General features: G+C 61.6%; 9 protein-coding genes. 6 read left to right on the forward strand and 3 right to left on the reverse strand.

The features are described from left to right. Positions 1 to 294 precede the first annotated feature (294 nt). Together LPB73_RS23010 and LPB73_RS23015 are read left to right on the forward strand one after the other, a co-directional pair. Positions 295 to 1302 carry an ATP-grasp domain-containing protein gene (locus tag LPB73_RS23010; RefSeq protein ID WP_231078322.1) on the forward strand — a complete coding sequence of 336 codons (1008 nt, stop codon included), beginning with the start codon at positions 295 to 297 and terminating at the stop codon, positions 1300 to 1302. Beyond that, complete coding sequence (locus LPB73_RS23015; protein WP_231078323.1) at positions 1295 to 2614, forward strand: bifunctional folylpolyglutamate synthase/dihydrofolate synthase; 1320 nt, start codon at positions 1295 to 1297, stop codon at positions 2612 to 2614. The genes LPB73_RS23010 and LPB73_RS23015 overlap by 8 nt, the downstream gene beginning before the upstream one ends. A 151-nt stretch (positions 2615 to 2765) precedes the next feature. Here the strand turns inward: LPB73_RS23015 and LPB73_RS23020 are convergent, their stop codons facing one another. Continuing rightward, entirely contained in the window at positions 2766 to 3683 is a 918-nt protein-coding gene (locus tag LPB73_RS23020; RefSeq protein WP_231078324.1) for an amino acid ABC transporter substrate-binding protein, read from the reverse strand. An 8-nt stretch (positions 3684 to 3691) separates the two neighbouring features. Next, positions 3692 to 4987, reverse strand: a complete 1296-nt coding sequence (locus LPB73_RS23025) for a dicarboxylate/amino acid:cation symporter (protein ID WP_120288203.1) — start codon at positions 4985 to 4987, stop codon at positions 3692 to 3694. A 234-nt stretch (positions 4988 to 5221) separates the two neighbouring features. Here LPB73_RS23025 and LPB73_RS23030 point away from each other — a divergent pair, with 234 nt between their 5' ends. From LPB73_RS23030 to LPB73_RS23045, 4 genes are all read left to right on the forward strand, one after another. Then, positions 5222 to 6223, forward strand: coding sequence for an NADP-dependent oxidoreductase (locus LPB73_RS23030; protein ID WP_231078325.1), 1002 nt, complete (start codon positions 5222 to 5224; stop codon positions 6221 to 6223). A 1209-nt stretch (positions 6224 to 7432) separates the two neighbouring features. Then, positions 7433 to 7891 carry a PaaI family thioesterase gene (locus LPB73_RS23035; protein ID WP_089266877.1) on the forward strand — a complete coding sequence of 153 codons (459 nt, stop codon included), beginning with the start codon at positions 7433 to 7435 and terminating at the stop codon, positions 7889 to 7891. A gap of 221 nt (positions 7892 to 8112) precedes the next feature. Then, positions 8113 to 8523: a response regulator gene (locus LPB73_RS23040; RefSeq protein WP_231078326.1), complete on the forward strand. Its 411-nt coding sequence runs from the start codon at positions 8113 to 8115 to the stop codon at positions 8521 to 8523. 93 nt (positions 8524 to 8616) lie between these two features. Continuing rightward, on the forward strand, positions 8617 to 10230 hold the full coding sequence (locus tag LPB73_RS23045; protein WP_231078327.1) for an ATP-binding protein: 1614 nt from the start codon (positions 8617 to 8619) through the stop codon (positions 10228 to 10230). A 3-nt stretch (positions 10231 to 10233) separates the two neighbouring features. Here LPB73_RS23045 and LPB73_RS23050 read toward each other — a convergent pair whose 3' ends face one another. Next, positions 10234 to 12876 carry an EAL domain-containing protein gene (locus LPB73_RS23050; RefSeq protein WP_231078328.1) on the reverse strand — a complete coding sequence of 881 codons (2643 nt, stop codon included), beginning with the start codon at positions 12874 to 12876 and terminating at the stop codon, positions 10234 to 10236. Positions 12877 to 13037 lie beyond the last annotated feature (161 nt).

Genomic DNA, 13037 nt, shown 5'->3' on the forward strand with positions numbered 1-13037 from the left:
TATTGGCTAATTTTGGTTCTCGCAGCTGCGAATGACAATTAGTCAAAGTAGCCATGAAGTGCAATTGCGGACTGAGGGAGGCGGTCGATTAATTTCCAAAGCAGGTTACCCATGCAGCAGCAGCCCATCTGGCCGCGACATTAAATTACCCGATATGGGAGGTTTCGTTCAGTTTCTTGCCGGACACCGTTAATGGTATCCGGCTGGATCGCGTGATCCTGATCCGGTAGTTTCCGGCCACCTCGTTAAAGTCGTCGCAGGCGGCTTTTCGTTCAATCGTCGGCCTGGTTCTTGATGACATCCCTTCGCGACATCCGGGGCGGAAAGCCCCCATCCTATCCCGACCAGTCGATCTATGCCGAATACGCTTGCCGCCAGTTCGGGCTGGAATTCGCCGAGGTGGATGGCGGAACGGGCCTGATCTTCACCGTCGGCCGCAATGGCAGGAGCGCATCCTTCGGCGCCGGACGCGGCTCGTTCTTTCCGCAGAACAACGCCACGGCTGCGACGCTGGCGAATGACAAGTACTTCGCCAATGTGCTGATGGAGCGCGCCGGCGTCCCGACTTTGGGCGGGAAATACTTCTTCCTGCATGAGCGTTATCGCGCCCATCGCCCGCCCGGTCACGAACATGCTGACGCCGTCTGGCATTTCGCCGAACTCGGCGACCGGGCCTTCATTAAGCCGCTGATGGGATCGCGCGGCGACTTTGCGGAGATTGTCACGGGCGGCGATGCGCTGATGGCCTATCTCAGGCAGGTTGCGCAGTATTATGACGCGATCCTGATGCAGCGCATCTATACCGGCCAGGAATATCGCGTGTTCATCCTCGACGACGAGGTCGTGTATTGCGCGCAGAAGACGTCGCCCTTTGTGACCGGCGACGGCAAGGCGACGCTCAGGCAATTGATCGCCGCGGAGACGTCCGCGCTGGACCGCCACGGGATTTCGTCGGCCGCCACAGGTCCCGACGACACCTCCCTCGATCGCGTGCTGCCATATGGCGAGCGGCGCGCGATTCCCGGCCGGATGAATCGCAGCGCAGGCGGCAGCATGAGCTTTGCGGCGCCGGGCAACGAGACTGTCGCCTTTGCGATGGCGCTACAGGCCGCCAAGGCGCTCGGCCTGCGCGCTGGCGCGGTCGACCTGTTTACGGATATCGACGGAGATGCTGCGGCCTTGCGCGTAATCGAGGTCAATGCCAATCCCTCGATCCGCTTTCTCGAAGACAGCGGCCGCGAGGATCTGATCCTGCGCATCTGGCGGCATACATTCACGGCGATTGGCCTGCTCGATGTTTAACCTGCCCAAATATGGCGACGGCCTATGCCTCGCCCGGCTGGCGATGCTACTCGACGCGCTGTCGATCGACCGTGTCAGGCTGCGCAAACATTCCGTCGTCGTCACCGGCTCCAACGGCAAGGGCTCGACCGCGGCATTCTGCGCCAGCATCGGACGCGCTTTCGGCCTGCGGACGGGCCTGTTCACGTCACCACATCTCTATCGCTTCAACGAGCGCTTCCAGGTCGACGGCGTCCCCGTCGATGACGAGTTGCTCGAAGCCCTCGTCCTGCGCGTGGCCACTGCCATCGCAGATCTCAAGCAACACACGCTGCATGAGACTTTCGGTGCCTTCGAGGCTCAGTTCGCGCTGGCCTGCCTGTATTTCCAGGAGACCGAATGCGAATTCGCCGTGTTCGAAGCGGGCATCGGCGGACGCTACGATCCGGTTCGACTGGTCGGCGCCGACATCACCTGCGTCACCTCGGTCGATCTCGAACACGTCAACCTGCTCGGCAACTCGCTGGAGCTGATCGCCTGCGACAAGAGCGATGCATGCATTTCGGGCGGCACCGTCGTCTATGGTGAGAACTGCCTGCCCATGCGCGGCAATCTCGCCGAGTACAATCGCAACCGCAACGTCACCGGCCTGCATATCGGCGACGAGATCACGATCAGCAACGTCTTTGCATCAGCCAAGGCCCAGGCCTTCAACTGCCGGCTCGGCGCATTCGACCTGCGCGCGCTCGAACTCATGCTGGCCGGCGAGTTCCAGCTCAACAACGCCGCCATTGCGGCTGCGCTGTTCATTCTCTGGATGCAGCGCATGCATCCCGATGCGACCACCAGCGCCATCGATCTCGCGGTCCGGACCGGGCTGCGCGATACCAGATGGCCGGGACGGCTTGAGATCGTTCAGCGCGATCCCCTGACCGTCATCGATGTCGGCCATACGCCCGATGGCGTGGCACAGGCCCTGAAGAGCCTTCGCGCCATCCATGGTGATGACAACTGGTTGCTGGTGCTCGGCGTGTCCGGCGACAAGAACGTCGACGATATCGCCAAGCATCTCGCGCCCGTCTTCGATACGATCGTGTGCACCCGCGCCTATCACAAGGGTGCAGACGCGCGCGTGGTCGGCGCTGCAGCGCGCAAGGCCCACCCGGCGGCGCGCATTCATGTGGCCAATGCCATGGAAGACGCGGTGCGCCTCAGCCAGCAACTCGCTCGCGCCGTGCCGCGCAAGATCTATGTGGCGGGTGGACTGTTTGCGGCGATCGAATATGCCACGGTGCTGCGCGGCGGCAAGGCGCAGGATCTACAGTTTTTTTAAAGTTCCACACTCGTCATTCCGGGGCGTGGCCGGCACTTGCCGGACGCGAACCCGGAATCTCGACATGGGAGTCTCCGGAGAGCCAAACACACCGGGATTCCGGGTTCGCGTGCAGCTGGCGCTGCCCGCGCCCCGGAATGACAGTGTGTGGCTAATTCGTCCCGCCCGCTGAATCGTCCAGCACCTTGAAGCTCTCTTCCAGCTGCGGCGAGATCGAGACACCCATGCGCTCGCCGGTCGGCAGGCGCGCGACGAACCATTTGTTGTAGAGCGGGATCAGGTCGCGGTTTGAACCTAGCCGCCGAAATGCGCGCTCGACGACAGCCGCAAGCTGCGGCTCGCCCTTACGAAACATGATGCCGTAGGGATCATAGGACAGGTAATCGCCGACGACGCGGAATTTGTCCTGCGACTTGTGCCGCGCGATCAGACCCGACAGCAGGATATCGTCGGTCGCGAAGGCATCGGCCTTGCCGTCGACCAGCATCTGGTAGCTCTGCTCGTGATCGGGCGAGACCACGATGTTGAGGCCGAGATTGAACTTCTTGTCGACCGCATGCATCGCCTGTTCGTTGGTGGTGCCTTTGGTGACGACGATGGTCTTGCCCTTGAAGTCGGTCGGCGCCGTGCCGGTCGTGGTTTTCGGCACCATCAGCTTGGTGCCGGCGACGAACATCAGCGGCGAGAACGCAACCTGCTTGCGCCGTTCGGCATTGGCCGTGGTCGAGCCGCATTCGAGATCGATCTTGCCGTCGACCACCGCGGGAATGCGATCGTCCGACGTCACTTTTACATATTCGATCTTGAGCTGGGGATCGTCGACCTCGATGCCGATATCCTCGACGATGGCCTCGCAGAGTTCGAGGCTGTAGCCGATCGGCCGGCCCGCCTGATCCAGGAACGAGAACGGCGGCGAGCTCTCGCGATAACCGAGCTTGACCACATGCGCCTTCTTGATCGCCGCCAGCGTCGGGCTAAGCCCTTCCGCGAGCGCTTGCGCCTGCGCACTCGTCGCCAGCAGCAAAGCTGCCAGAAGCCCGGTGATCGAACCGGTCAGATAGTAGCGCATCACGCACCTCAACCATGTCCGAGGGCGGGGATTTCTCCGGGAATCATGTCGCCAGGCACCACATCGTCGGGACCGAGCTCATGTTCGGGCGCGAGTTCGCCTTCCCATTTAGCAACCACCGCCGTGGCCAGCGAATTGCCGATCACATTGGTGGCGCTGCGGCCCATATCGAGGAACGTATCGATACCCATGATCATCAACAGGCCCGCTTCGGGAATATTAAACTGGCTGAGCGTCGACGCGATCACCACCAGCGAGGCGCGCGGCACGCCGGCCACGCCCTTCGAGGTGATCATCAGCGTCGCCAGCATCGCGAGCTGCGTTCCGAGCGACATCTCGATGTGATAGGTCTGCGCGATGAAGATACTGGCGAAGGTGCAGTACATCATCGTGCCGTCGAGATTGAACGAATAGCCCAGCGGCAGCACGAAGCTGGAGATGCGCGACGAGGCACCGAAGCGGTTAAGACCTTCCAGCGTCTTCGGATAGGCAGCTTCCGAACTTGCCGTGGAAAACGCAATCATCAAGGGTTCGCGGATCAACCGCAGCAGATGGCTGTAGCGCGGCCCGATGACGATGAAGCCGACCACCACGAGGATACCCCACAGAATCGCCAGCGACAGATAGAAGCCGCCCATGAACACGATCAGCTTCCACAACACGCCCAAGCCATTCTTGGACACCGTCGCCATGATCGCCGCCCACACCGCAAGCGGTGCGAACAGCATCACATAGCCGGTGACCTTCAGCATGATGTGACCGAGGTCATCGATCAGTTGCAGCATCGGCTTGGAGCGTTCCGGCATGGCGCCCATCGCAACTGCGAAGAACACGGCAAAGATGACGATCTGCAGGATCTCGTTCTGCGCCATCGCGTCCGCGATGGAGGTCGGGATCAAATGGGTGAGGAATTTCTCGATGGAGAAAGCCGACACCGGCAGGCCCGTCGATTGCCCCGCAGCCGGCAGCGTTCCCGGGAAATTCGCGCCGGGCTGCAACAGGTTGACCATCACGAGGCCGAGCAGCAACGAGATGAAGGAGGCGCTGACGAACCAGCCCATGGTCTTGGCGAAGATGCGGCCGAGCTTGGAGCCCGAGCCCATATGGGCGATGCCGCCGACCAGCGTGGCGAAGACCAGGGGCGCGATGATCATCTTGATCAGGCGCAGGAACAACATGGCGATCAGATTGACGTCGGCCGCGATCTCGACGCGGCTATCGGGTAAATAGTTGAAAACCAGCGAGCCCATCACGATGCCCAGCGCCATTGCGATCAGAATGTATTGCGTAAACCTGTTCGACATACCGTCCCCCGTTACACATTCCCAACTGCGACAGTCTGTCATATTGATCAGAGCGCGCAACAAGCTTCGTCAGCCGCGTACCGTTTCGGTATCATCAGGCGGCAAATAGCCGTTGTGGAATGCCGCGCTGCCGCATAGCGTCATCGCCAACTACAAAAACTGTGCAGTCTGATTGTTTTGTACGCGGCGACTGCAACAAGTTTCGACACAGGAAGAAACAAGGAGACAACGGCCATGACCGACACCGTCAATCATCAGGTGCTGCTCGTCGAAAAGCCCACAGGAAAATTGGGGCCCGAGCATTTCAAACTATCAAAGGGCCAGATTCCCGAGCCGAAAGATGGCGAAGCGCTGCTGCGCGTGCGTTACATCTCGCTCGACGCTGCCAATCGCGCATGGATGCATGGCGCGACCTATCGCGCTGCGGTCGAGGCCAATACGGTGATGGCGGGCGGCGGCATTGCCGAAGTCGTGTCGTCGAAGTCGCCTGCGCTGAAGCCCGGTGACATCGTGTTCGGCGACACCGGCTGGCAGAATTACGCGGCGGTGCCGGCCAAGCATCTCAACAAGATGCCATCAATGGAGCCGATGACGCATCTGCTCAGCGTCTATGGCATCGCCGGACTGACAGCCTATTTCGGCCTGCTGGACGTCGGCAAGCCCAAGGCGGGCGAGACCGTCGTCGTCTCGGCGGCGGCCGGCTCGGTCGGCTCCATCGTCGGCCAGATCGCCAAGATCAAGGGCTGCCGGGTGATCGGCATCGCCGGCGGCAAGGACAAATGCGACTGGCTGACCAAAGAACTCGGCTTCGATGCCGCGGTGGACTACAAGGACGGCGCGGTGTTCAAGGCGCTGAAGGCGGCGGCGCCGGGTGGCATCGACGTCTATTTCGACAATGTCGGCGGCGACATTCTCGAGGCTTGTCTGGCACAAATGAATCTCAACGGCCGCATCGCCTGCTGCGGCGCCATCTCGCAATATGACGGCGCGCCCTCGGCGACCGGCCCGCGCGGCGTCCCCGGTCTGATCGTGGTGAAACGCCTGATCATGCAGGGCTTCATCGTGATGGACTATATGAACCAGCGCGAAAAGGCCTTGGCCGACCTGCAGTCCTGGGTCGCCGCGGGCAAGCTCAAGGTCCAGGAAGACGTTATCGACGGGCTGGAGAACACGCCGCAGGCCCTGATCGGTCTGCTGGCCGGTGAGAACCGGGGCAAGCGGATGGTGAAGGTGTAGGGAGATCGTGTAGCGGGGCTTTCTTGTCCCTCCCCCAAGCGGCGAAGCCGCGCCGTGGGGAGGTTGGATCGACCGCGGAGCGGTCGAGACGGGTGGGGTGGTGCCACGAATGCTGTCCTCGCATAGGGGAGAGGCCCCACCCCGGCCTATCGGCCGACCCTCCCCACTGCGCATTGCTACGCAATGCTAGAGGGAGGGATGCCTCTAACGCCTGCGCGTCATCGCGGATGTGAATGTCAAACAGCCACTGCTCTGCAGACATGCGTCATCGCCCCCATTGTTTGCGGCGCGGGGGCGCCGTCGTGTTTTGCATTCCCACCCTCTTGTGAGAGGGCGTGCGGAACGCCGGGTGCCCGTTGCACCCTTGGGCCTGATGCGAATGCGGTCTTCCGCAATTTAGAGTGCATCAGGACTTTCGGAGGCGTCAGGCAAGTGCCCGACGTTCCGCCTGCGGTGTTTTTTCGGTTGCTTGCACTTTGCCTCGACGAACGCTCCGATCGCGAATTAAAGTCCCAAGGCGATGGGAAGGGAGCCTCAAGCGAGTAAGCCGAACGCGTTTCGAATTGGTCGTCCGTCACACTGTCCAGGATTCTTTCCATCTCAAGGCCGGTCGTCTCCTTGCCAGTGGCAGTGCTGGCGCAGATCCGTCCTGCCCGAAGACAGACGTTCCCCATGAACCGCGTGACGCCGCATCTCCGGCGTCCACCGCATCCTGCCCCGCGAACGTGACGATCGCGATCGCCCCTCTCGGTGGGGCAGGACGAAGGGGAATATAATCAAGGTTGGGATACTGTCAACGGGAGATAGGAAAAAATGTTTGGGTGCGCCAAACTGCCATTCCCCGGCAAACTAATTGGTTTGCCTGAGGGCGCGAGGAGACGCCGAAGGCGGCGTATCGCGAACCTCAGCCACTCCATTTGGAGTGGCGGGGAATCTCGGCATGTTCAGCGCAAAACACTCCGGGATTCCGGGTTCAGTTCGGCCCGCTTCGCGGTCCGTCCTGCCCCGGAATGACGGGTGTGGATCGGGCTTCCCCGCCACTCCAAATGGAGTGGCGGGGTTCGCGCTCTGCCAGCTTCGCCGGCGACGAGCCATGCAGATTGCGACGCGCCCCCCACGCCGCGACGTCCTATCCACCCGTGCCGCGCTTTTGTATGACCTAGCACTCACTCCCTCCAGCCCATCGATATCTCGCAAGAAGGAAAATCCATGACTGATGCGGCGACTGACGCGGCCTATGCTGAACTCGAAGCCGCCGGCTGGAGCATCATGGACGATGACGGGTTCATCCATTTCGTCGGCCCGATGTGGCACCGGGTCGTCGATGGCATCAATGAATTCGCCATTCTCGGCCAGGACAAGCACCGCAACCGCCGCGGCGTGGTTCAGGGCGGGGCGGTGATGACGCTAGCCGACCGGAGCTGCGGCATGGCGGCGCGCGAGGCCGCGGGGGTCGAGGCGCTCGCCACCGTCCAGATGGATACTTATTTCGTCGATGCCGCGCGGATCGGCGACCTGATGATCTCCCGGCCCAAGGTCGTGCGTGCCACCAAGAGCCTGATCTTCATGAGCACCGAGGTCAGCGTGAACGATCACGTGGTCGCCACGGCACATGGTGTGTTCAAGACGGTCCGCGACCGCACCGATGCCGGGCGCAAGAACGACTGACCTGACGGCCGCCGCGGATTTTCGTCATCTTCACGGATTTTTTTTCGCACGCGGCGGAACGAAAGCGCGATCAGCTCGCTTAGCAAAGACATGCGAACCAAAACAGTTTTTACGCGACCTATATTCGTATTCGATTGATCACGTTTAGACTGACCGATGCTTTCGACCCGAACCATCCCGGCCCTGTGGCCCATGGAACCGGCGATCAAGGTTCAAATCCCATGGCCCAAGACGCTGCCGTAAACGACGCCGCCCTCCCCGCCACCGTCCTGGTCGTCGAGGACGATGTACTGCTGCGCATGTTTGCGGTCGAGATGATCGAGGAAGCCGGTTTCCGGGTTATCGAGGCGCAGGATGCTGACGCTGCGATCCGCGTACTCGAAGCCCGCAACGATATCCGGATCATCTTTACCGATATCGACATGCCCGGCTCGATGAACGGGCTCAAGCTCGCCCATGCGGTCGCCAATCGCTGGCCGCCCATTCGCATCATCGCAACATCGGGCCACTTCAGGATAGGCGAACGCGACCTGCCGGATGGCGGTCGCTTCATTCCCAAACCCTATCGACAGCACCAGATCATCGGCGCCCTCACCGAATTCGCCAATTCTCGCAGCGCATTCGGCGTCTGATAAGCCCCGTTCGCAATTGCGCTCACGCTTGACGCCTCCACACCGCCCGGTCACCCTCGGTTGCTAGATACCAGCTATCGGCGAGGGCAGGCGATGTGGGCATCACTCCAGAACTTTCTCGATAGCTCCATGTTTGCGCCGCACGGCATTTGTCTGTTGTGGGATCCCGGCCTGATCTGGCTTCACGTCGCCTCGGACGCACTGATCGCGGCGGCCTATTTCTCGATTCCCGTCGTACTCACGATCTTCGTCTGGAAGCGCCGCGATGTGGAGTTCGGCTGGATCTTCTGGGCCTTCGCGCTCTTCATCATGGCCTGCGGCCTGACCCATGTGATGTCGATCTACACGCTGTGGGTTCCGGCCTATGGCGCCGAAGGAATCCTCAAGGCGATCACCGCCATCGCCTCGGTCGTCACCGCTGCGATTCTCTGGCCGCTGCTGCCGCGGCTACTGGCGATCCCCTCGCCCGCACAGTTGCGCGAAACCGAACTGGCGCTGATCGAGGAAGGCCGGCACCGGCGCGAGGCCGAGGACATGCTGCGCCATACCCAGAAGATGGAAGCGATCGGCCATCTCACCGGCGGTGTCGCCCATGACTTCAACAATCTGCTGACCATCATCATCGGCAATCTCGAAATCGCCGAGCACAGCATCTCGACCTGGACGGAATCGTCGCGCGATCGCCTCAGGCGCGTCATTGCCAGCGCGGCCGGCGGCGCGCAGCGCGCCGTGGTGCTGACGCAGCGCCTGCTCGCCTTCGCACGCAAGCAGCCGCTCGACCCGAAGACCATCAATGTCAACGGATTGCTCCACGGCATGTCGGACTTCTTCCAGCGCACATTGAGCGAGAATATCGATCTCGAAATCGTCGGCGGCGCCGGGCTGTGGCAGGTCGAGGTCGATCCGAGCCAGATGGAAGCCGCCATCCTCAATCTCGTGGTCAATGCACGCGACGCCATGGCCGGCCAAGACCATCTGAAGATCGGCAAACTGACGCTCGAAACCAGCAACGCCTTCATCGACGAGATCTACGCCCTGCAGCATTCCGATGTCGTCATCGGGCAGTATGTCCTGATCTCGGTGACGGATACCGGACCGGGCATGCCAAAGGACGTGCAGGAGCGCGCCTTCGACCCGTTCTTCACCACCAAGGAGCCCGGACAGGGCACCGGCCTCGGCCTGAGCCAGGTCTACGGCTTCGTCAAGCAATCCGGCGGCCATGTGAAGATCTATAGCGAGGTCGGCGAAGGCACGACCATCAAGGTCTATCTGCCGCGCAGCAGGCAGCATGCGGAGCAAGCAAGCGAGATCGAGACGCGCATCGTCGGCAGCAAGGGCAACGAGACTGTGATGATCGTGGAGGACGATCCGGATGTGCGGTCCTACCTGGTCGAGACGCTGGAAGGTCTCAACTATCAAGTCCGCGAAGCCGGCAATGCCGACGCAGCGCTGGCCGATTTCAGCGATGATCCCGAACCATTCGACCTGCTGCTGACCGATATCGTGATGCCCGGCATGAACGGGCGACTGCTGGCCGACGAGATGCAAAAGCGGCAGCCGAAGCTGAAAGTGTTGTTCATGACCGGCTATTCGCGCAACGCCATCGTGCATCAGGGCCGGCTCGACCCCGGCGTCTCCTTGCTGCAGAAGCCCATTACACAAGCGGCCCTCGGCAACAAGGTGCGCGAGATGCTCGACAAGAGATAGCGACTACGGGATCCGTCTGACGGACGGAACGACGCCCAGCGTCCGCTCCGAATGCGCCTGACGCCGCACCTCGCTCAGGGCAATGGCGGCACGCGACGTTTCGTGATTCGCGAACCAGAGCTCGAAATCCGGCACCGGCAGCGCAGGCGAATAGACGAAGCCCTGGATAACGTCGCAGCCGAGTTCCGTAAGAATCCGGCGCTGCCCATCGGTCTCGACGCCTTCGGCGACCACGATCATGTCGAGGCTCTGGCCAACGCGTATGATGGCGCGCGTAATCGCCAGCGCGCTCGCCTCGCTTTCAAGGCCGCGCATGAAACTGCGATCGATCTTCAACTCACGGATCGGCAGATGCGCGAGACGGCTGAGGCTGGAATAGCCGGTACCGAAATCATCCATCGACAGCTGCACGCCGGATTTGCGAATTTTCTCCATGGTCTCGACGGCGGTCGAATGCTCGCTCATCACCACGCCTTCGGTGACCTCCAGCATCAGCATGTCCGGCGACAGACCGTTTTCGGCGATCACTTCGCCGACCAGCGTGGCGAGATCGCCATTCTGGAAATTGATCGGCGACAGATTGACCGAGACGCTGGGCACGTCGACGCCATTTCTGCGCCAGGCCGCGACCTGCCGGCAGGCTTCGCGCAGCGACCATGTGCCGATCAGCTCGATCAGTCCGTATTCTTCCGCGAGCGGAATGAATTTCGATGGCGGCACTTCGCCGAGCACCGGATCTGACCAGCGAGCCAGCGCCTCGACACCGTAAAGGCGACCGTCAGCGCGAACCTGCGGCTGATAGTGAAGCCGCAGCGCATCCTGCACGATGGCATTGCGCAGCGCCGTACTGAAGGCGAGTCGCTCCTCGCTGACGCGGTTCATCTCCGCACTGAAGAAGCGATAGGTCGAGCGGCCGGCCTGCTTGGCCTGATACATCGCCGCATCGGCATGTTTGAGCAGACCATCGATATCGCCGGCATTGTCGGGATAGATGCTGACGCCGATGCTGGCCGATACCGGCACCAGCTTGGCGCCAAGCTGCATGGGCGGCAGCAGTGTCTCGAGCAGGCGGCTGGCGATCAAGGCGGCGCCTTCAACATCGCAATTCGGCAGCACAATGACGAATTCGTCGCCGCCCTGCCGGCTCAGCGTATCGGCCGGCCGGATTTGCCTGCACAGTCGTTGCGTGACCTTGACCAGCAACTCGTCGCCAATGGAATGACCGAGCGTGTCGTTGACGTCCTTGAAGTGATCGATATCGAGGAACATCACCGCAATGCGGTCCCTCGGCTTGCTCTTGTCGATCAGCCCCGTCAGGATCTGGCGCAGTTGCGCGCGGTTCGGCAGGCCGGTCAGCGCATCGAAATAGGCCAGACGCGCGATTTCGCTGCGGGCCTCGTGCCGTTCAATGGCCAGTGCGCACAGATGCACACAGGCATCGACGATGGTCTGGTGCCAGCGCGTCGGGCCCCGTGTCTCGCGGAAATAGAAGGCAAAGGCGCCGATGACGCGGCCGTCCCGCGCCTTGATCGGCGTCGACCAGCAGGCGCGCAGACCGGCCTCCAACGGCAGGCTGCTATAAAGCTGCCACCGCGGATCGGTGGCGATATCGGTGGCCAGCACCGCGTGGCCGAGAAAGGCTGCCGCGCCGCAGGACCCGACATCGGGACCGATGGCAATACCGTCAATAATGGGCGCGAAGGCCGGCGGGAGACTGGGGCCGCCGAGTGGATGGAGCCGACCGTCCGCGTCCACATGCAGCACCGACGGGACGATATCGGGCGCGATGGCTTCGACGCGGTGGCAGAGATCGCCGATCACATCCATGACCGGCATGTCATTGGCGAGATTTTCCAGCACATGATGCTGCAGCGAATGGATCTGCTTGCTCTCGGTGATGTCGTCGAGCACCGCGACCAGATGCTCGACCTCGCCGGCTTTATTGCGGCCTGCGTTGACGGTGCTCGAGATCCAGATCTCGTGACCGTTCTTGTCATAGACGAGGATATCCTCTTGCCCATGTCCTTCGGCATCGATCTGCGCGTGAAACCGCTCCAGCGTTTCGTTGTCGGTATACTCTCCGGTCAGCAAGTCCCGCGGGTGTTTGCCCATCGCTTCCGCAAGCGTGTATCCGAACAGCTCCGTAAAAGCGTCGTTGACATAGACGATGGTCATATCGCGTTTGGAGACCATCACGACACGGTCGGTCTTCTCGGCAACCAGTGCCATTAGCGCATTTTGCTCGCGGTCACGGACATCGTCCGTCACGTCGCGGATGAAGTTGATGTAGAGCGTCTTGCCGGCATAATCGACACGCGAGATCGAGAACGCGCCCCAAGCCTCGCTCCCGTCCTTGCGGCTGATCCTGAACTCGCGGCGGCCCTTGACCGCGGTCCGGGGGTCCATGGCAGACTTTGCCGCGATCACTCCATCGAGGTGTTCGCGCACATCGAGCGGAACGAGGACGCTGACCTGCCGACCGACGACTTCGTCGCGGTGATATCCCCACATCCGCTCGGCCGCGGCATTGAAGTACCGGATCTGGTTGTCGATACCCGTGATAACGACAGCATCGACCGCCTGTTCGAACGCCGAGAACAGTGCCTTCGCAGCTTCACTGGGCTGGCCGACGGGACTTGTAGGCATGAAACGACCTTCGATCACAGGAGCCGCGTGAGCACGACGACGGCTGTCTTCGTTACAACGGCAATGTCATTCGCAGGTACGAGTGTATTCGAACTCCAGTAGCTAAGAAGTTCGTTCGATCTCATATCGAGGGACCGGAATACCGGATGTCGTTAATAACG

This window comes from Tardiphaga sp. 37S4, from assembly GCF_021044645.1.
In the GTDB taxonomy this organism is placed as follows: domain Bacteria; phylum Pseudomonadota; class Alphaproteobacteria; order Rhizobiales; family Xanthobacteraceae; genus Tardiphaga; species Tardiphaga robiniae.